15 protein-coding genes are annotated in these 19,110 nt (G+C 72.9%); 12 read left to right on the top strand and 3 right to left on the bottom strand.

What is annotated here, in order from left to right; genetic code table 11:
- The first annotated feature begins 70 nt into the window (after positions 1-70).
- Positions 71-1,333: a beta-ketoacyl-[acyl-carrier-protein] synthase family protein gene (locus tag RNC47_RS31290; protein WP_311603645.1), complete on the top strand. Its 1,263-nt coding sequence runs from the start codon at positions 71-73 to the stop codon at positions 1,331-1,333.
- A gap of 82 nt (positions 1,334-1,415) precedes the next feature.
- Here RNC47_RS31290 and RNC47_RS31295 read toward each other — a convergent pair whose 3' ends face one another.
- Positions 1,416-2,351 (bottom strand): beta-ketoacyl-ACP synthase III, encoded by a 936-nt coding sequence (locus RNC47_RS31295; protein WP_394814923.1) that lies wholly within the window; start codon positions 2,349-2,351, stop codon positions 1,416-1,418.
- A 65-nt stretch (positions 2,352-2,416) separates the two neighbouring features.
- Here RNC47_RS31295 and RNC47_RS31300 point away from each other — a divergent pair, with 65 nt between their 5' ends.
- Together RNC47_RS31300 and RNC47_RS31305 are read left to right on the top strand one after the other, a co-directional pair.
- Positions 2,417-3,061: a TetR/AcrR family transcriptional regulator gene (locus RNC47_RS31300; RefSeq protein ID WP_311603649.1), complete on the top strand. Its 645-nt coding sequence runs from the start codon at positions 2,417-2,419 to the stop codon at positions 3,059-3,061.
- A 200-nt stretch (positions 3,062-3,261) separates the two neighbouring features.
- Positions 3,262-4,383 carry a peptidoglycan-binding domain-containing protein gene (locus RNC47_RS31305; RefSeq protein ID WP_311603650.1) on the top strand — a complete coding sequence of 374 codons (1,122 nt, stop codon included), beginning with the start codon at positions 3,262-3,264 and terminating at the stop codon, positions 4,381-4,383.
- Between the two features lie 28 nt (positions 4,384-4,411).
- Here RNC47_RS31305 and RNC47_RS31310 read toward each other — a convergent pair whose 3' ends face one another.
- Both RNC47_RS31310 and RNC47_RS31315 read right to left on the bottom strand, forming a co-directional pair.
- Positions 4,412-5,275, bottom strand: coding sequence for an NAD(P)-dependent oxidoreductase (locus RNC47_RS31310; protein ID WP_311603652.1), 864 nt, complete (start codon positions 5,273-5,275; stop codon positions 4,412-4,414).
- Position 5,276: 1 nt separating this feature from the next.
- Positions 5,277-5,771, bottom strand: coding sequence for a DUF3145 domain-containing protein (locus tag RNC47_RS31315; protein WP_311603653.1), 495 nt, complete (start codon positions 5,769-5,771; stop codon positions 5,277-5,279).
- A 243-nt stretch (positions 5,772-6,014) separates the two neighbouring features.
- Between RNC47_RS31315 and RNC47_RS31320 the strand changes: the two genes are divergently transcribed.
- From RNC47_RS31320 to RNC47_RS31360, 9 genes are all read left to right on the top strand, one after another.
- Entirely contained in the window at positions 6,015-6,923 is a 909-nt protein-coding gene (locus RNC47_RS31320; RefSeq protein ID WP_311603655.1) for an SGNH/GDSL hydrolase family protein, read from the top strand.
- Positions 6,924-7,053: 130 nt separating this feature from the next.
- Positions 7,054-8,223: a mandelate racemase/muconate lactonizing enzyme family protein gene (locus tag RNC47_RS31325; RefSeq protein ID WP_311603657.1), complete on the top strand. Its 1,170-nt coding sequence runs from the start codon at positions 7,054-7,056 to the stop codon at positions 8,221-8,223.
- Positions 8,220-9,239, top strand: coding sequence for a zinc-dependent alcohol dehydrogenase (locus RNC47_RS31330; RefSeq protein WP_311603659.1), 1,020 nt, complete (start codon positions 8,220-8,222; stop codon positions 9,237-9,239). The genes RNC47_RS31325 and RNC47_RS31330 overlap by 4 nt, the downstream gene beginning before the upstream one ends.
- An 83-nt stretch (positions 9,240-9,322) precedes the next feature.
- The gene (locus RNC47_RS31335) at positions 9,323-10,297 is read left to right on the top strand and encodes a hypothetical protein (RefSeq protein ID WP_311603660.1); all 975 of its coding nucleotides are present in this window, start codon (positions 9,323-9,325) and stop codon (positions 10,295-10,297) included.
- Positions 10,298-11,252: 955 nt separating this feature from the next.
- A complete protein-coding gene (gene chvE / locus RNC47_RS31340; protein WP_311603661.1) occupies positions 11,253-12,362 on the top strand; it encodes a multiple monosaccharide ABC transporter substrate-binding protein in 1,110 nt (369 codons plus the stop codon).
- A 6-nt stretch (positions 12,363-12,368) separates the two neighbouring features.
- Entirely contained in the window at positions 12,369-13,952 is a 1,584-nt protein-coding gene (gene mmsA, locus RNC47_RS31345; RefSeq protein WP_311603662.1) for a multiple monosaccharide ABC transporter ATP-binding protein, read from the top strand.
- Between the two features lies 1 nt (position 13,953).
- A complete protein-coding gene (mmsB, locus tag RNC47_RS31350) occupies positions 13,954-15,210 on the top strand; it encodes a multiple monosaccharide ABC transporter permease (protein ID WP_311603663.1) in 1,257 nt (418 codons plus the stop codon).
- A 103-nt stretch (positions 15,211-15,313) separates the two neighbouring features.
- Entirely contained in the window at positions 15,314-16,375 is a 1,062-nt protein-coding gene (locus tag RNC47_RS31355) for an aldose epimerase family protein (protein ID WP_311603664.1), read from the top strand.
- A gap of 36 nt (positions 16,376-16,411) precedes the next feature.
- Positions 16,412-18,937 carry an ATP-dependent Clp protease ATP-binding subunit gene (locus RNC47_RS31360; protein ID WP_311603665.1) on the top strand — a complete coding sequence of 842 codons (2,526 nt, stop codon included), beginning with the start codon at positions 16,412-16,414 and terminating at the stop codon, positions 18,935-18,937.
- Positions 18,938-19,110 lie beyond the last annotated feature (173 nt).

The raw sequence follows: 19,110 nt of genomic DNA on the forward strand, positions 1-19,110 counted from the left end.
CCTGCGCCTGTCGCCACCCTCGGGGTGGCGGAACCAGACCATTCCCCCCGACAAGCGGAGTAGAAATCCCGTGAACGCGAGCAATCGATCGGTGGTCGTGACCGGCGTCGGCGCGACCACCCCGCTGGGTGGCGACAGCGCGACGACCTGGGAGGGCCTGCTGGCCGGCCGGTCCGGCGTACGCGCCCTGACCGCCGACTGGGCGGCCGACCTGCCGGTGAAGATCGCCGCCACGGCGGCCGTCGACCCGCTCGACATACTGCCCAAGCCGCTGGCCCGCCGCCTGGACCGCTCGGCGCAGTTCGCGCTGATCGCGGCCCGCGAGGCGTGGGCCGACGCCGGCTTCACCGCCAAGGCCGGCGAGGACGGGGGGGTGGAGCCGACCCGGCTCGGGGCGGTCATCGCCTCCGGCATCGGTGGCGTCACCACCCTGCTCGAACAGTACGACGTGCTGCGTGAGAAGGGCTCGCGGCGGGTTTCCCCGCACACCGTGCCCATGCTCATGCCCAACAGCCCGGCGGCCAACGTCGGCCTCGAGGTCGGAGCGCAGGCGGGCGTGCACACCCCCGTCAGCGCGTGCGCCTCGGGCGCGGAGGCCGTCGGCTACGCGGCGGAGATGATCCGCACCGGCCGCGCCGACGTGGTGGTGGCGGGTGGCACCGAGGCCGCCATCCACCCGCTGCCGATCGCGGCGTTCGCCAACATGATGGCGCTCTCCAAGAAGGAGGGGGCGCCGGAGCTGGTGTCCCGGCCCTACGACACGGGCCGCGACGGCTTCGTGCTGGGCGAGGGCTCGGGCGTGGTGGTCCTGGAGTCGGCCGAGCACGCGGCGCGGCGCGGCGCCCGGGTCTACTGCGAGCTGCTCGGTCAGGGCCTGTCGGCGGACGCCCACCACATCGCCCAGCCGGAGCCGACCGGCCGCGGCATCGCGGCGGCGCTGACCAACCTGCTGGAGAACACGGACCTCAAGCCGGAGCAGGTCGTCCACCTCAACGCGCACGCGACCTCGACGCCGCTGGGTGACGTGGCCGAGATCAAGTCGCTGCGGCGGGTGCTGGCCGACGACCTGGACCACGTGGCGATCTCGGCCACCAAGTCGATGACCGGCCACCTGCTCGGCGGCGCCGGCGGCATCGAGACGGTGGCCACGGTGCTGGCGCTGCACCACCGGGTCGCGCCGCCGACGATCAACGTGGAGGAGCTCGACCCCGAGGTGGACGCGGACGTCGTGCGGGACGAGCCGCGCCCGCTGCCGGGCGGCACCATCGCGGCGATCAACAACTCGTTCGGCTTCGGCGGGCACAACGTGGTGCTGGCCCTGCGGACGGTCTGAGCGTCCCCGACCCCGACGCGAGGAGAGCCCCCCGCCCACGTTGGGCGGGGGGCTCTCCTCGTGTCGGCCGTTCGGCCCCGGCTCAGGGGACGCGCACGACCTGTCCGGCCCAGGAGAGGCCGCCGCCGAAGGCGAAGAGCAGGGCGGGGGCGCCGGCCGGGATCTCGCGGCGCTCGATCAGCTTGGACAGCGCCAACGGCACGGACGCGGCCGAGGTGTTGCCGGAGACGACGACGTCCTGGGCGACGACGGCCTGCGGGGCGTCCAGCCGGCCGACGATGCCCTCGATGATGCGCAGGTTGGCCTGGTGGGTGACGATCGCGCCGAGTTCGCGCGGGCTGACGCCGGCCCGCTCGCAGGCCTCCCTGGCCAGCGGGGCGAGGGCGGTGGTGGCCCAGCGGAAGACCGTCTGGCCGTCCTGGGAGAACGTGGGGTGCCAGTCGCCCCGGATGCGGACCGCGTCCCGCCTGGTGGGGTCGGAGCCCCACACCACGGGCCCGATGCCGTCCTCGGTGTCGCTGGCGCTCAGGACGGCGGCGCCGGCGCCGTCGCCCAGCAGGATGCAGCTGGTGCGGTCGGTGTAGTCGGTGATGTCGGACATCTTCTCGGCGCCGATGACGAGGGCGTGCCGGGCGGCGCCGGCCCTGATGGCGTGGTCGGCGGTGGCGAGCGCGGTGGTGAATCCCGCGCAGGCGTTGTTGAGGTCGAAGGTGACGGCCGCCGGGATGCCGAGCCGGCCGGCGACCTGCGCGGCGGTGGACGGGGAGCGGTCGATGTTGGTGCAGGTGGCGACGATCACCTGGCCGATGTCGGCGGGGTCGACGCCGGCCGACGCCAACGCCTTCCCCGCGGCGGCGACGGCCAGGTCGGTCACGGTCTCGTCCCTGGCGATGCGGCGGGTGACGATGCCGGTTCGCTGCCGGATCCAGGCGTCGTCGGTTTCGACCATGCCGGCCAGGTCGTCGTTGGTGAGCACGTGCTCGGGCTGATAGTGGCCAAGCGCGGTGAGGCGAGTCATGACCACAATATAGCGACCGATCGGTCGGACTTTATAGCCCCTCCGCCCCTCCTATAGTGGGGGGCATGAGCCCGCGTCACTCGGCCGCCGAGGCCCGCCGCACCAGAGAGCGCATCATCGAGCGCAGCGTGGACCTGGCCTCGATCGAGGGCCTCGAAGGTCTCACCATCGGCCGCCTCGCGCTCGACCTCGGCATCAGCAAGTCGGGGCTGCTCGGTCACTTCGGGACCAAGGAGGCCCTCCAGCTCGCGGCGCTCGGGCGGGCCGCGGCCATCTTCAGCCAGGAGGTCTGGCGCCCGGCCGCCGACGCCACCCCGGGGCTGCCGCGGCTGCTCGCGGTCTGCGACGCCTGGATCTCCTACCTGGAGCGCGAGGTCTTCCCCGGCGGCTGCCTCTTCGTCTCCTCCACCTTCGAGTACGACGGCCGCAGCGGCCCCGTCCGCGTGCTGCTCCAACGTCAGTTCCATGCCTGGGAGCACCGCCTGACCGCCGAGGTCAGGCGCGCCGTCGCCGCCGGCGACCTCCCGCCGGACACGGACGCGGCGCAACTCGTCTTCGAGCTCTACGGCGTGATGATGAGCCTCAACCACACCATCCAGCTGCACGGCGCCGGCCGCTCCCCGGCGCGCGCCAAGGCCGCCGTGGCCCGCCTCCTCACGACCACCTCAGGGAGCGGGCGACCGACCTCGACACCCGGATCGCCGAGCTGACCGAGGCCCGGGCGGCCCTCGGCGACATCCTGGCGGCCGCGTCGGGAAGCCCCACGCGGGTCGGCGCCTGACCGGCCGGGCGGGTGGTTCTCGCGACCGGCGCGCCGCCGCGGGAGCCGGTCCGTGCCCACGGCGTTACTCTCGGCGAGCCGGCGGGCGGCCGGCGAATCCTCGTGCCGTGGTCCGATGGGAGCCGAGAGATGGCCGTGTGTTTCACCCCCGGGCAGGTGGGCGCGTCCGGGCGGATCGTTCAGGAGTACTCCGCGTACGTCGAGACGGTGGTTCAGGAGCACTACTGCCTGAAGACGGGTGGCTGCTTCAGGTTCACCCGGCCGTCGAACGGCGGGACCGAGTTCTTCGACGAGCCCACGGACACCACTCGCTGTCGCTTCCTCGGCGAGTTCCTGAAGGCCCACCACCCGGGGCTCGACGTCGACTTCGTCGTGCAGGCCTGTGAGGCGCGCAAGAAGGCGGTCGACCCCGACGACGAGGACAACGAGCCCTTTCCCGTGCCGGACATCATCGCGCAGCGGCCCACGCGGAAGGAGGTCTACGAGATCAAGCCGCGCAACGCGGCGGGCCGGCGGGACGCCAAGGACAAGATCGACCGCTTCCTGGCGATGACCGACTTCCTCCGCCAGACGGGCCCCATGACGCGCTACGACCGCGGCACGCTGTACCGACCGGACGAGACCTTCGTGCTGTACGACGCCCCGATCACCATCTTCGGCCAGGTCAAGGTGGTTCTCCACATCGTCGGGGAGGGGCAGGGGGTCATCCTCCACGAGATCTGTGTGGAGTCGCTCCTCACCTCACCGGAGGCGAAGCTGGCGATCAAGATCGTGCTGGGCATCCTGTTCCTGGTCCTGCTGCGGCGGGGGCTGCGGACCGTGCCCGGCGGGGTGCCGGCGCCCACGTTCGCCTGGTCCTCGCCCCTCGAACAGGCGGTGGGCAGGAACCGGCCGAACGAACCGCAGGACGTGCGCTACGTACAGGTGATGCTGAACGAGTCGCGCCGGCTGGACGGGGTGTCCGCCATCGGCGTCGACGGGCTCGTGGGCCCGGAGACCATCGGGGCCATCGAGGACTTCCAGACGGCGGCCACCGGCATCGTCGACGGCGCCGTCGACGTCGGAGGGCCGGCGATCGTCGCCCTCGAACAGTCCCACGCCGACGCGCTCGTCGCGGCGATGTCGTTGTCCGACGTGGACGGCTTCGACCTGAGCGCGCTGCGGGGGTACCCGCCCATCGACGAAGAACTGCCCGGCGAGGTGAGCGCCATCGCGCAGGAGTACATCGACACCGTGCACGCCCGGGCGTGAGAGGCGCGCCGGCGGTCGCCGCTCGGCGTCAGTCCCAGCTGGCGAAGTAGGACGCGGCCATGTCCTCGCCGCCGTGGCCCTGTGCCGAGGCGCGGCGGAAGCGGTCCGCCCCCGCGGCGGCCACGTCGAGGCGGACGCCGGCGGACTCGGCGGCGGCCAGGATGAGGCGGGCGTCCTTCGCCGCGGTGTCCACCGTGAAACTGGGCGCGAGTTCGCCCGATCGGATCGCCGCCGCCTTGACGCGGAGGTAGGGGAGGTCGAGCGCGCCGCCCGCGACCGCGCCCAGGAAGTCCTCGGGGTCCACGCCGAGGCCCTTCGCCAACGCCAGCGCCTCCGCCGTGCCGTGCGTGACCGCCAGCACCCAGCTGTTGCAGACCAGCTTCAGGCGGGAGGCGGCGCCCACCTCGTCGCCGACCCAGAGGGTGCGGGAGCCGACGGCGGAGAAGACGGGCGCGAGCGGCTCCCTGGCGGCCGGCGGCCCGGCGGCCAGGACGGTCAACTCGCCGGCCTCCGCGGGCTGTCTGGTGCCGAGCACGGGCGCGTCCACCAGGGTCAGCCCCTCCTCGGCGGCCAGCACCACCAGGTCGTCGAGGCCCTCCGTGCCCACCGTGGAGCTCTGGGCCCAGACCGCGCCCTCGGCGAGCCCGGGCGTCGCCGACCGCATCGCGGCCAGCGTGGCGGCCCCGTCGTGGAGCATGGTGAGCACCACGTCGGCGCCCTCCACCGCCTCGGCGGGTGAGCCGGCGACCGTGGCGCCGTCGGCGGCCAGCGGTTCGGCCTTGGAGCCGGTGCGGTTCCAGACGCGCACGTCGTGCCCCGCCCGGCAGAGGTTGCGGGCCATCGGGGCGCCCATGATGCCGGTGCCGAGCACCGCGACGCGGGGGGACGGCATCTCACACCACCTGGTGCAGCCAGCGGACGGGCGCGCCCTCGCCCGCGTGGCGGAAGGGTTCGAGCTCGTCGTCCCAGGGCTTGCCGAGCAGCCGGCTGATCTCCAGCTGGAGGTCGCTCTCGCCGCGCGCGGCCCGCGCCGCGGCGGCGCGCAGCCGGTCCTCGGGGATCATGATGTCGCCGTGGATGCCGGTGACGGCGTGGTAGATGCCCAGGTCGGGGGTGCAGCTGTAGCGCTCGCCCTCGGCGGTGGGGCACGGCTCGGAGGTGACCTCGAAGCGCAGCAGGTGCCAACCGCGCAGCGCGGAGGCGAGCTTGGAGGCGGTGGCGGCCTCGCCCTGCCAGGAGAGCTCGGCGCGCCAGGTGCCGGGGGACGCGGGCTGCCTGGTCCAGTCGAGGCCGACCCGGGCGCCGAGCACTCCGGCGACGGCCCACTCGATGTGTGGACACAGCGCACGCGGGGCGGAGTGCACGAACAGAACACCACGTGTCGTCACCGGGACCTCCACTCTTGGCTACCTGCGCCCGCGGCGAGCCTCAAGGCGCCCCCTCCTACACCGGCCCCGCGCACGAACAGTAAACACCATTGGCAACTTTTTGCGGCAAAATGGACAACGGGTGACGCGCGGTCATCTTTTACTCTTGTTGAGGGCGCGCGTCGGCCGTCGCCACTGCCAGGTCCCAAGCTACCGCCCCGCCGCACACCCCCAAGAACACCGACGGACCCCAGAGGAAACTGAATGCCGGTCAGCCGCCGCTCGCTCGCCGCGACGTCCGCTCTACCCCTCGTTCTGGTCGTCACGCTGGCCGCCTGCACCTCGGAGGGCCCGCGGGAGGCGGCTCCCGCCCCCGACGAGGTCGCGACCCCGGCCCCGGAGTGGAACACCAGCCCCGACTCGGTCGCCGCCATCGGGGACTCCATCACCCGCGCCTTCGACGCCTGTTCCCTGCTCTCCGACTGCCCCGAGGCGTCCTGGGTCACCGGCACGGACACCGCCGTCAGCAGCCTCGCGCAGCAGTTACTGGGCGAGGCGACCGCCGAGCGGTCATGGAACCTGGCGGCGACCGGCGCCCGGGTCGCCGACCTGCCGGCCCAGGCGGCCGAGGCCGTCCGCCACGAACCCGAGCTGGTCACCGTCCTGATCGGGGCCAACGACGCCTGCGCGGACGACGTGGCGTCCATGACCAGCCCGGCGGAGTTCAGGGCCGCGCTGACCGAGGCGTTCGGCGTGATCAGGGAGGAGCTCCCGGAGACCGGCATCTACGTGTCGAGCGTCCCCGACCTGATGCGGCTGTGGGAGGAGGGCAGCGAGTCCTTCATGGCCCGCACCGTGTGGCAGATGGCCAACATCTGCCCCTCCATGCTGAGCGAGGCGAGCGACGCCGGCGTGTCGGCCGGCGAGCGGCGCGCGGAGGTGCGGGCGCGCGTGCAGGAGTACAACACGGTGCTGGAGGACGTCTGCGCCGCGGACGTGCTCTGCCGCTACGACGGGGGCGCGGTCTTCGACTTCCGCTTCACCTCCAGCCACCTCAGTGACTGGGACTGGTTCCACCCGAGCCGGGAGGGCCAGTCCGAGCTGGCCGCGCTGGCCTACGAGCAGATCACGACGGACCAGCCGGTCGAGCCGGCGGCGCCCCGCGTGGACTAGTCCGGGCCGAAGCGCGGTATCCATTCCCTGACCTTCCCGACCATTGACAGGGTATGGCCCGCCTCCTAACGTTCTCGCCAGGATTTCGAACGGCTAACGAAATATCGAACGTGGCGGAGGGGCGCTTCCCGTGCGTATCACCGGAATCAGCACGCATGTCGTCGGCACACCCTGGCGGAACCTCACCTATGTGCAGGTCCACACGGACGAGGGCCTGACCGGCGTCGGCGAGACCCGCATGCTGGGGCACACCGACGCCCTGATCGGCTATCTCAGGGAGGCGCAGGCGAACCACATCGTCGGCTCCGACCCGTTCGCCGTCGAGGACCTGGTGCGCCGGATGAAGTACGGCGACTACGGGCGGGCCGGCGAGATCGTGATGTCCGGCATCGCCTGTGTCGAGATGGCCTGCTGGGACATCAAGGGCAAGGCGCTCGGGGTGCCGGTCTGGCAGCTGCTCGGCGGCCGGGCCAACGCCTCGGACAACCGGGTCAAGGCCTACGCCAACGGCTGGTACACCGTCGAGCGCACCCCGGAGGCGTTCCACAAGGCCGCCAGGGCGGTCGTCGAGCGCGGCTACCGCGCCCTCAAGCTCGACCCCTTCGGCACCGGCAACTTCGAGCTCGACCACGCCGAGACGCTGCGCTCGATCTCCCTGGTCGAGGCGGTGCGGGACGCCATAGGCCCCGAGGCCGAGCTGCTGCTGGAGATGCACGGCCGGTTCAGCCCGGCCACCGCGATCCGGCTCGCCGGCGAACTCGAGCGCTTCGCGCCGTCCTGGCTGGAGGAGCCGGTGCCGCCGGAGAACCTGAAGGCGCTGGCCAAGGTCGCCGCCAAGACCAACCTCCCGATCGCCACCGGCGAGCGGATCCACGACCGGATCGAGTTCCGGGAGCTGTTCGAGTCGCAGGCCGTGGACATCATCCAGCCCGACCTCGGCCACATCGGCGGCATCGGCGAGATGCGCAAGCTGGCCGCCACCGCCGAGACCCACTACGTGCTGGTCGCCCCGCACAACGTCGGCGGCTCGGTGCTCACCGCGGCCAGTCTCCAACTGGCCGGCTGCACCCCGAACTTCAAGATCCTCGAACACTTCAACGACTTCGCGGACGCCGAGATCAAGAAGGTCGTCAAGGGCGCGCCCGAGGTGGTCGACGGCTATTTCACGCTCTCCGAGGAGCCGGGCCTCGGCGTCGAGCTCGACACCGAGGCGGCGGCCGAGTTCCCGCAGCAGCAGGCGCACTTCGACCTGTGGGCCGAGGACTGGCACAAGCGCGACGGCGGGGCGAAGCGGTCGTGACCGGTGACGCCCGCAGCGTGCTGGTGGAGCGGCCCGGCGCCCACCGCCTGGTGACCGGCGAGCCACCGGCCCCCGGCCCCGGCGAGGTCCGGGTGCGGGTGCACGCCGCCGGCGTGTGCGCGAGTGACCGGGAGGTCTACGACGGCACCCGGGCCGCCGGTTACGTCCGCTACCCGGTGGTGCCCGGCCACGAGTGGTCGGGCACGGTGGACGCGGCCGGGGCCGGCGTCGACGCCGCGTTGGTGGGCCGAAGGACGGTCGGCGAGGGCTTCCGCGCCTGCGGGGTCTGCGACCGCTGCCGCGGCGGCGAGACCAGCCTGTGCACCGCCGGCTACGAGGAGACCGGGTTCACCCAGCCGGGCGCCTTCGCCGACTACCTGGTGCTGCCCGCCCGGCTGCTGCACCCGCTGGCCGACGACGCCGACCTGACGGCGGCCGCCCTGCTCGAGCCGGCCGCCGTGGTCGCGGCCGCCGTGCTGCGGGCTGCCCCGCGCGCCGGCGAACGCGTCGCCGTGGTGGGCGCCGGCACCCTCGGGCTGCTCGCGGTCCAGCTGCTCGCCGCCTCCTCCCCGGCCGAACTGCTGGCCGTCGACCCGCGGACCAGGCCGCTGGAACAGGCCGCCGCGATGGGCGCCACGGTCACGGCCGCGCCTGAGGAGTCCAAGGAGCTGCACGGCCGCTACGACCTGGTGGTGGAGACGGCCGGCGCGCCCGGCACCGCCCGCGACTCCTGCCTGCTGGCCAGGCGCGGCGGTCGGGTGGTGCTGACCGGGATGCCGGAGCCCGGCGCGCACGGCATCGACCCGGTCCACCTGTCGGTCAGCCAGCTCACCGTCGCCAGCGTCTTCGGCGCCCCGCCGGCGGCCTGGTCGTACGCCACCCATGCCTTCGGCCAGGGCCTGCTGCGGCCGGCGGAGCTGATCACCCACCGGCTCCCGCTGACCGCCTTCGGGGAGGCCGTCGCCCTGGTCGGCAGCGGCGACCCCGCGGTGGGAAAGGTCCTGCTCACCCCGTAGCCGCGAGGTCCCAACCACCCCAGGAATCAAACTCGTTCACACCTCTTCCCTATTGATCGAACAACCGCGAACAATGGAGCATCGTGTCTGAGTCAACGCCCGCCACTCCCCGTCGCCCGGGTGAAACCGCCCTGGCCGCGCTGGGCTATGCGGCTCCGGCGGACGATCCCGCCGACGCTTCCCCGCACGCCTTCCCCGACGGCGGCACCTGGCGCACCGAGATACCCTCCGTCGAGGGCCCCGAGGCCGTGCACACGGTCCTCAAGGAGGCCGCCCAGCTGGGCGTTCCGGTCCACCGCATCAGCCAGGGCAGCGGCGTGTGGATGCTCACCGACGCGGAGATCACCGAGATGGTCGACGCCTGCAACCAGGCGGACGTCGAGCTCTGTCTCTTCACCGGCCCGCGCGGCACGTGGGACATCGGCGCCGGCACCCGCACCGCGTCCGGCGGCGCCGGCCTCCGAGCCCGCGGCCACGGCGCGGTCGCCGGCTGTGTCGAGGACGCGCTGCGCGCCGCCGAACTGGGCGTCAAGTGCCTGCTCGTCGCCGACGAGGGCGTGCTGTGGCTGCTCCACCGGCTGCGTGCGCAGGGCGTCCTGCCGGCCGACACGACGTTCAAGGTCTCGGCCCTGATCGGCCCGGTGAACCCGGCGGCCGTCGCGGTCCACGAGGGCCTGGGCGCCGACTCGGTCAACGTCCCCTCCGACCTGACGCTCGAACACCTGACGGAGATCCGCCGGGCGACCCGGGTGCCGCTCGACTTCTACCTGGAGGCGCCGGACGACCTCGGCGGCTACGTCCGCATGTACGACATCGCGGAACTGATCAGACGCGGCGCGCCGATCTACCTGAAGTTCGGCCTGAGCAAGGCGCCCGGCATCTACCCGGTCGGCGGGCACCTGCGCGACGTCACGCTCGAGACGGCGAAGGAACGCGTCCGCCGCGGCCGGCTCGCCCTCGACCTCCTGACCCGCCTCGGCGCGAACACCAACATGGCCACGCTCGGCTCCCGCCTCCCCGGCGACCTGCGCCGCTTCACACCACCGCAGTCCGCGTAGCGCCTGGCGGCGCGGCCTTGGCCGCCGCCGCGGACAACTCCACAGCGCGCACGAGCGACGGCACACCCGCCCACGGGCCGGCGCCGTTCACGGCTCACCGCCGCAGGCACCACCGCACAACCCGGCCACGAGCCGGCGCCACCAGGCGCCGCAGGCAACACGGGGAGGCCGGCGCCCCCCGGGCGCCGGACGCGGCTTCGCACCGCAGGCACCACCGCAAGGACCCGGCGCCCCCGGCGCCGAACGCGGCCACGCGCCGCAGGCAACACCGCACCAGACGGCCGAGGGCCGGCGCCACCAGGCGCCGCTCGCGGCCGAGCACCGCAGGCACCACCGAGCCACGGTCCGGCGCCGCAGGCAACACCGCACCATCGGCGCCCCCGGGCGCCGCCCGCACCACCGCACAACCCGGCCGGGCGCCGGCGCCGCCAGGCGCCGGACGCGGCCAAGGACCGCCCGCACAACCGGCGCCACCAGGCGCCGGACGCACCACCGGGCCACGGTCCGGCGCCACAGGCGCCACCCGCACCACCGCAAGGCCCCGGCCGCAGGCCGGCGCCGCCAGGCGCCGCTCGCGGCCAAGCACCGCAGGCACCACCGCACCATCGGCGCCCCCGGCGCCGAACGCGGCCACGCGCCGCAGGCACCACCGCACGAGCCGGCCCCGCCCGAGTCGGCGCCCCCTGGGGCGCCGCTCGCGGCTTGCCGCCGGCAGGCACCACCGCACCACGTACCGCTGCGGCACGCACCACCCGGCCACGGACCGGCGCCCCGGGCGCCGCCCGTCGGCCAAGCGCCGCAGGCAACACGGCAAGGCCGGCGCCCCCCGGGCGCCGGACGCGGCTTCGCGCCGCAGGCACCACCGCACCAGACGGCCGCGGGCCGGCGCCGCCAGGCGCCGCTCGCCGGCCGGGCTCCGCAGGTAACAGCCGTAGCCGGAAGGACGTGAGCACCGATGTTCCGTGCCCGATTCGCCGCCCGAGGCGCCGCCACAGCCGCCGCCCTCACCCTCACCCTGGTCGCCTGCGGCCAGGATTCCGAGGGCGGTTCAGAACCAGACCGAGACCCCGACGCCGAGGGTGGCACCGTCGGCATCGCGATGCCCACCCGCGAGTCCGAGCGGTGGATCGCCGACGGCGAGAACATGGTCGAGCAGTTCGAGGAGGCCGGCTACGAGACGGACCTCCAGTACGGCGAGAACCAGATAGAGCAGCAGATCAGCCAGATCGAGAATATGATCGCGCAGGGCGTGGACCTGCTGGTGATCGCCGCCATCGACGGCGCCTCGCTCGGCAACGCGCTGCAGCAGGCGGCCGACGCCGACATCCCGGTGGTGGCGTACGACCGGCTGCTGATGGAGACCGAGAACGTCGACTGTTACGCCTCCTTCGACAACGAGCGGGTCGGCGCGTTGCAGGGCCAGTACATCGTGGACTCCCTCGGCCTGACCGAGGGCGGCGGCGAGAGCTTCAACATCGAGCTGTTCGCCGGCTCGCCGGACGACAACAACACCCGCTACTTCTTCCAGGGCGCCATGGGGGTGCTGCAACCCTTCCTGGACAGCGGCCAGCTCACGGTCCGCTCCGGAGCGACGGAGCTGAACGCGATCACCACCGAGCGCTGGTCGGGCTCGGAGGCGCAGGAGCGGATGGACGACCTGCTGACCGCCGAGTACCGCTCCGAGCGGCTCGACGCCGTCCTGTCCCCCTACGACGGGATCTCGCTCGGCATCATCGCCGCGCTGAAGAACGTCGGCTACGGCACCGCCGACCAGCCGCTGCCGGTGGTGACCGGGCAGGACGCCGAGCTGGCCTCGGTCCAGTCGATCATCGCGGGCGAGCAGACGCAGACCGTCTACAAGGACACCAGGGAGCTGGCCGCGCAGGCGGTGGCCATGGGTGACGCGCTGCTGCACGGCGAGGAGTGCGAGGCCAACGACACCGAGAGCTACGACAACGGCGTCAAGGTGGTGCCGGCCTTCCTCCTCGACCCGGTGAGCGTCGACGCGGAGAACTACCAGATCCTCGTCGACGAGGGCTACTACACCGAAGAGCAGCTGGGCTGAGCCACCATGACCGAGCACGTGTTGGAGATGCGCGGCATCACCAAGACCTTTCCCGGGGTGCGGGCCCTGGACGGGGTCGGCATGTCCGTCGCACCCGGTGAGATCCACGCGATCTGCGGGGAGAACGGCGCCGGCAAGTCCACGCTGATGAAGATCCTCAGCGGCGTGCACCCGCACGGGAGTTACCAGGGGGAGATCCGCTTCGAGGGCGAGCCCTGCGTGTTCCGCGACATCAAGGACAGCGAGCGGCGCGGGATCGTGATCATCCATCAGGAGCTGGCGCTGGTGCCGCACCTGTCGATCGCGGAGAACGTCTTCCTGGGCAACGAACGGGCCAACCGGGCCGGGATGATCAACTGGACGGACACGTTACGGGAGACGGAGCGGCTGATGCGCCGCGTCGGCCTCACCGAGGAGCGTCCGACCACGACCATCGCGGAACTCGGTGTCGGCAAGCAGCAGTTGGTGGAGATCGCCAAGGCGCTCGCCAAGCGCGCCAGGCTGCTGATCCTGGACGAGCCGACGGCCGCGCTCAACGACGAGGACAGCGCCAAGCTCCTCGACCTGATCGTGGAGTTCAGGGAGCAGGGGATCTCCTGCATCCTGATCTCGCACAAGCTGAACGAGATCCGCCGGGTCGCCGACTCGGTGACGATCCTGCGGGACGGCCGCACCATCGAGACACTGCCGGTGCGGGCCGCGCAGGGCGCGCCGGCCGAGGTCTCGGAGGACCGGATCATCCGCGCCATGGTGGGCCGGGAATTGACGCGGTTCTACCCGACCCGCACCCCGTACACCGGGGAGTTGGCGGGCCAGGTGGCCATGTCGGTGTCGGACTGGACGGTCCGGCACCCGCTCGACCCGGCCCGCCGGGTGGTCGACTCCGTCTCGTTCGAGGTGCGGCACGGCGAGATCCTCGGCATCGCCGGGCTGATGGGCGCCGGCCGCACCGAGCTGGCGATGAGCCTGTTCGGCCGCTCCTGGGGCAACTACGAGCGCGGCAGCGTCGCGATGGGCGGCCGGCCGGTCTCCACCAGGTCCGTGTCGGAGGCCATCGAGCACGGCCTGGCCTATGTCACGGAGGACCGCAAGACCTACGGCCTCAACCTGATCGACACCATCAGCCGCAACATCTCGATGGCGGCGCTGCCCAGGGTCGCCAGGCGCGGCCTGGTGGACGGCCACGCCGAGACGCGGGTCGCCGAGCGTTTCCGCGCCTCGATGAACATCAAGGCGCCCACCGTCTTCGAGCAGGTGGGCCGGCTCTCCGGCGGCAACCAGCAGAAGGTGGTGCTGTCGAACTGGATCAACGCCGAGCCCAGGGTGCTGATCCTGGACGAGCCGACCCGCGGCATCGACGTGGGTGCCAAGTCCGAGATCTACACGGTGATCGACCAACTGGCCGCCGAGGGCAAGGCGGTGATCGTCATCTCCTCCGAGCTGTCCGAGCTGCTCGGCATCTGCGACCGGATCGCGACGATGGCCGCCGGCCGGCTGACCGGCGTGCTGGACCGCGCGGACGCCGACCAGGAGTCGCTGATGCGGTTGATGACGAGGACCGAGACGGTGTCCGGAAGCGAGGAACGGTGAGATGAGCCAGGCCACCCTGGGCAAGAACCCGACCGGCGAGACGCCGGGCGGCGACGGGGCGAACGGCGGCATCCGTCAACTGCCGTCGCTGTTGCGCAACGCGCTGCGCAACAACATGCGCCAGTACGGCATGCTGATCGCCCTCGCCGTGCTGCTGCTGGTCTTCCAGATCTGGACCGGCGGCGACGTGCTGCTGCCGCGCAACGTCAGCAACATCATCAACCAGAACGGCTACATCCTCATCCTGGCCATCGGGATGATGATCGTCATCATCAACGGGCACATCGACCTGTCCGTCGGGTCCATAGCGGGCTTCAGCGGGGCCGCGGCGGCCGTGCTGATCCTGGAGTACGACCTGCCGTGGCAGGTCGCGGTGCTGCTCTCGCTGCTGATCGGCGCCGTCATCGGCGCCTGGCAGGGCTTCTGGATCGCCTATGTGGGACTACCGTCCTTCATCGTCACCCTGGCCGGCATGCTGCTGTTCCGCGGCGCCACCCGGATCCTGCTGGAGGGCCGCACCTGGTCGGGCCTTCCGCAGGGCTTCCAGGACATCAACCAGGGCTTCCTGCCGGAGGTCGGCCCCGAGACCAACTACCACAACCTGACGGTGTTGTTGGGCCTGGCGGTGTGCGCCGCGGTGGTGGCGCAGGAGTGGCGGCGCCGCTCCCAGCAGCGGCAGTACGAGCTGACGGTGCTGCCGTTCAGCCTGTTCGTGCTGCGCTGCGCGGCGCTGGTGGCCGCCGTGCTGGCGTTCACCCTCACCCTGGCCAGCTACCGGGGCGCGCCGGTGGTGCTGCTGATCCTGGGCGGCCTGCTGGTGCTGCTGGGCTTCGTGATGCGGAACTCGGTGTTCGGCCGGCACGTGTACGCGCTGGGCGGCAACCGGGCGGCGGCCGAGCTGTCCGGCGTGAAGTACCGGCGGGTCACCATGGCCGTCTTCATCAACATGGGCGTGCTGTCGGCGCTGGCCGGCATCGTGTTCACGGCCAGGACCGGCACCGCCACCACCGGCGCCGGCAACCTCTTCGAGCTGGAGGCCATCGCCGCGTCGTTCATCGGCGGCGCCTCGATGAGCGGCGGCGTCGGCACGGTCCTCGGCGCGGTGATCGGCGGCCTGGTCCTCGGCGTGCTGGACAACGGCATGCAGCTGGTGGGCGTCGGCGAGGACTGGCAGCAGGTGATCAAGGGCCTGGTGCTGCTGGTCGCGGTCGCCTTCGACATCTGGAACAAGCGCCGCGGCCTGTCGGGCCGCGGCTGACCTCCGGGCGTCGGCCCGCTCACACCCCCCGCCCGGGCCCGTGCCGGGGCGGGGGGCTACCGTCGTGGGATCTTTTCGTCCCCTGCGGCTGAGGAGCACATTCGTGAGAGATGAAGCGCCGTGGTCCGAGGTGTTCGGCCGGCTGGCCGACGGCGCCGAGGTGCGCCGTTGGACGCTGGCCAGGGGCGGCACCCGGCTGCGGGTGCTCGGCTACGGCGGGATCGTGCAGTCCCTCGAACTGCCGGACCGCCACGGCGAGTCGGCCAACGTCTCGCTCGGCTTCGACAGCCTTGAGCCGTACGCCGCCGGCCGCTCCCCCTACTTCGGCGCGCTGATCGGCCGCTACGGCAACCGCGTCGCCCGGGGACGCTTCACGCTGGACGGGCGGCCCCACCAGCTGCCGCTCAACGACGGCCCCAACAGCCTGCACGGCGGCGAGGTCGGCTTCGACCGCAGGCTCTGGGAGGTCACCCCGTCGGGCCCTGCCACCCTCACGCTCCGGCTGACGAGCGAGGACGGCGACCAGGGCTACCCGGGCACGCTGCGGGTCGAGGTCGACTACACGCTCACCGAGGACGGCGCCTTCCGCATCGACTACCGCGCCGAGACCGACGCGCCCACCGTCGTCAACCTCACCTCGCACACCTACTTCAACCTGGCCGGCGAGGGCTCCGGCACCGTCCACGACCACCGCCTCGGCCTGGAGGCCGGCCACTACACGCCGGTCGACGCCACCCTCATCCCCGAGGGGCCGCCGGCCCCGGTGGACGGCACCCCGTTCGACTTCCGGCGTGCCAAGCCGATCGGCCGCGACCTGCGCCAGGCCCACCCGCAGCTGCTGCGCGCCCAGGGCTTCGACCACAACTTCGTCCTCGACAAGGGCGCGACGGCCGAGCCGGAGCGGGTGGCGACGGTCTACGAGCCGGGCTCGGGCCGGCTGATGACGGTGGCCACCACCGAGCCGGGGCTGCAGTTCTACAGCGGCAACTTCCTGGACGGCACCCTGGCCGGGCCCTCGGGCCGCGTCTACCGGCAGGGCGACGCGCTGTGCCTGGAGACCCAGCGCTTCCCCGACTCCCCCAACCGGCCCGACTTCCCCTCCACGGTGCTGCGGCCCGGCGAGGTGTACCGCTCGACCACCGTTCACTCGTTCGCCGTACGGTAGCCGGCGGGCCGCCCCGGCCGTTGCTGTAGTGGACGCATGACGTCCTCGCCCTTCGGCCGGCCCCGCGACCCGTTCGCCGAGCTGCTCGACCGCTTCTTCGGCACCTCACCGGCGGCCGCGCCGCCGCGGGTGCAGCGGGTGCCCATCGGCCGGTTGCTGTCCGAGGCGGCCCGGGACCTGATCTCCCGGGCCTCGGAGCGGGCCGCCGCGGACGGCGTCGAGGACCTGGACACCGGCCACCTGCTGTGGGCCTGCACCCAGGTGGAGCCGGCCCGTGGGCTGCTCGCCGAGGCCGGCGCCGACCCCGACCGGCTGGCCGACACGGTCGCCGAGGCACTGCCGGGCGCCGGCGCCGAGCCGTCGGCCGAGCCCGGTCTGACGCCGGCCGCCAAGCGCGCCCTGATCGCCGCGCACGCCCGTTCCCAGGCGGCCGGCGTCTCCTACATCGGGCCGGAGCACATCCTGGCCGCGCTGCTCGAAGAACCGGGCTCGGGCGCGGCCCGGCTGCTCGACGAGTCGGGGGTGTCGGCCGGCGCCGGCCTCGGCCGTCATGACGGGGCCCGGCAGCCGGCCGACCGGCCGGCGAGCACCACCCCGACGCTCGACCGCTACGGCCGCGACCTGACCGGCGAGGCACGCGCCGGGCGGCTCGACCCGGTGGTGGGCCGGGCCGAGGAGATCGAGCAGACCGTGGAGGTCCTCTCCCGCCGCACCAAGAACAACCCGGTGCTGATCGGCGAGCCCGGCGTCGGCAAGACCGCGATCGTCGAGGGCCTGGCGCAGCGGATCGTCGCCGGGGACGTGCCGGACACGCTGCGGGACAAGCGGGTGGTCGCGCTCGACCTGCCGGGCCTCGTCGCCGGCTCCAAGTACCGGGGCGAGTTCGAGGAGCGGCTGAAGAACGTCATCGACGAGGTCCGGGCCGCCGAGCACTCCACCGTCCTCTTCGTGGACGAGCTGCACGCGGTGGTCGGCGCGGGCGCCGGCGGCGAGGGCGGCGCGCTGGACGCCGCCGACATCCTCAAACCGGCGCTGTCCCGCGGCGAGTTGCACGTGGTCGGCGCCACCACGATGGACGAGTACCGGCGTTACGTGGAGAAGGACGCGGCCCTGGAGCGGCGCTTCCAGCCGGTGACCGTCCCCGAGCCGGGCGTCGAGGAGACCGTCCGGATCCTGGAGGGGCTGCGGGACTCCTACGAGGCCCACCACCAGGTCAGGTTCACCGACGAGGCGTTGGCGGCCGCCGCCGAGCTGTCCGACCGGTACGTCTCCGACCGGTTCCTGCCCGACAAGGCCATCGACCTGCTCGACCAGGCCGGCGCCCGGGTCAGGCTCACCTCCCTCGGCCGCTCGACCGAGATCACCGGGCGCCGCGACCGGATCGCCCGGCTCGGCCGCGAGAAGGACCAGGCGATCGCGGCCGAGGACTACGAGCACGCGGCCGAACTGAAGCGGGAGATCGCCCGCGTCGAGGGCGAGTTGGCCGGCATCGAGGAGCGCCGCGAGGGGGTGCGGGAGGTCACCGCCGACGACATCGCCGAGGTGCTGTCCCGGCGCACCGGCATCCCCGTCAGCCGGCTCACGGAGAGCGAACGCGAGCGGCTGCTGAAGCTGGAACGCGCCCTGCACGACCGGGTCGTCGGCCAGGACGAGGCCGTCACGGCGGTCGCGGAGGCGGTGCGGCGCAACCGCGCCGGGATGGGCGACCCCGACCGGCCGGTCGGCTCCTTCCTCTTCCTCGGCCCGACGGGCGTGGGCAAGACCGAGCTGGCCAAGGCGCTGGCGGCGCTGCTCTTCGGCGACGAGGACCGGCTCGTGCGGTTCGACATGAGCGAGTTCCAGGAACGGCACACGGTCTCCCGGCTGATCGGCGCCCCACCCGGCTACGTCGGCCACGAGGAGGCGGGCCAGCTGACGGAGCGGGTGCGGCGGCAGCCGTACAGCGTGCTGCTCTTCGACGAGGTGGAGAAGGCCCACCCGGACGTCTTCCACACGCTGCTCCAGGTGCTGGACGACGGCCGGCTGACGGACGGCCAGGGCCGGACGGTCGACTTCCGCAACACGGTGGTCATCATGACCAGCAACCTGGGCGCCCAGCGGATCCTGGCCCACCACGGCCGCGCCGAGGAGGTACGGGACGAACTCCTCGCCGACCTGGGCCGCCACTTCCCACCCGAGTTCCTCAACCGGATCGACGAGACCATCGTCTTCCACCGGCTCTCCCCCGGCGAACTCGACCGGGTGGTCGACCTGTTGCTGGAACGCAGCCGGCGGCGGGTGCGCGCCCAGGGCATGCGACTCGAGGTGACGGAGGACGCCCGCCACCTGCTCGCCGAACACGGCCACCAACCGGAGTTCGGCGCCCGGCCACTGCGCCGCACCATCCAGAGCGAACTCGACAACCAGCTGGCCTCCCTGCTGCTGAGCGAGGAGGCCCACCCGGGCGACACGATCATCGCCGACACCCGCGACGGCCACGTCACCTGCGCCGTGGCCCGCGAACAGGACGCGGAGGCCGCCGCCGCGGCCGAGTCGGAGGGCTGGCCCCCAGCGGGGGCCTAGCCGGCCGGGCCTGAGCGGCCGGGGCCAAGCCGGCATCGCTGAACACGCACCCGCCGCTGCGCGGCGGCGGAGCGGCGAAGCCGGGAAGGCCGTCTCCTCAGCGCCAAGCGCGCAAGGGCCGGCGCGCAGCGGGCCGCAGGCCCCCACCCCGGCGCAGCCGGAAAGGGCGGGCG

Origin of the sequence: Streptomyces millisiae (genome assembly GCF_031845425.1) — a bacterium.
GTDB lineage: Bacteria > Actinomycetota > Actinomycetes > Streptomycetales > Streptomycetaceae > Streptomyces > Streptomyces millisiae.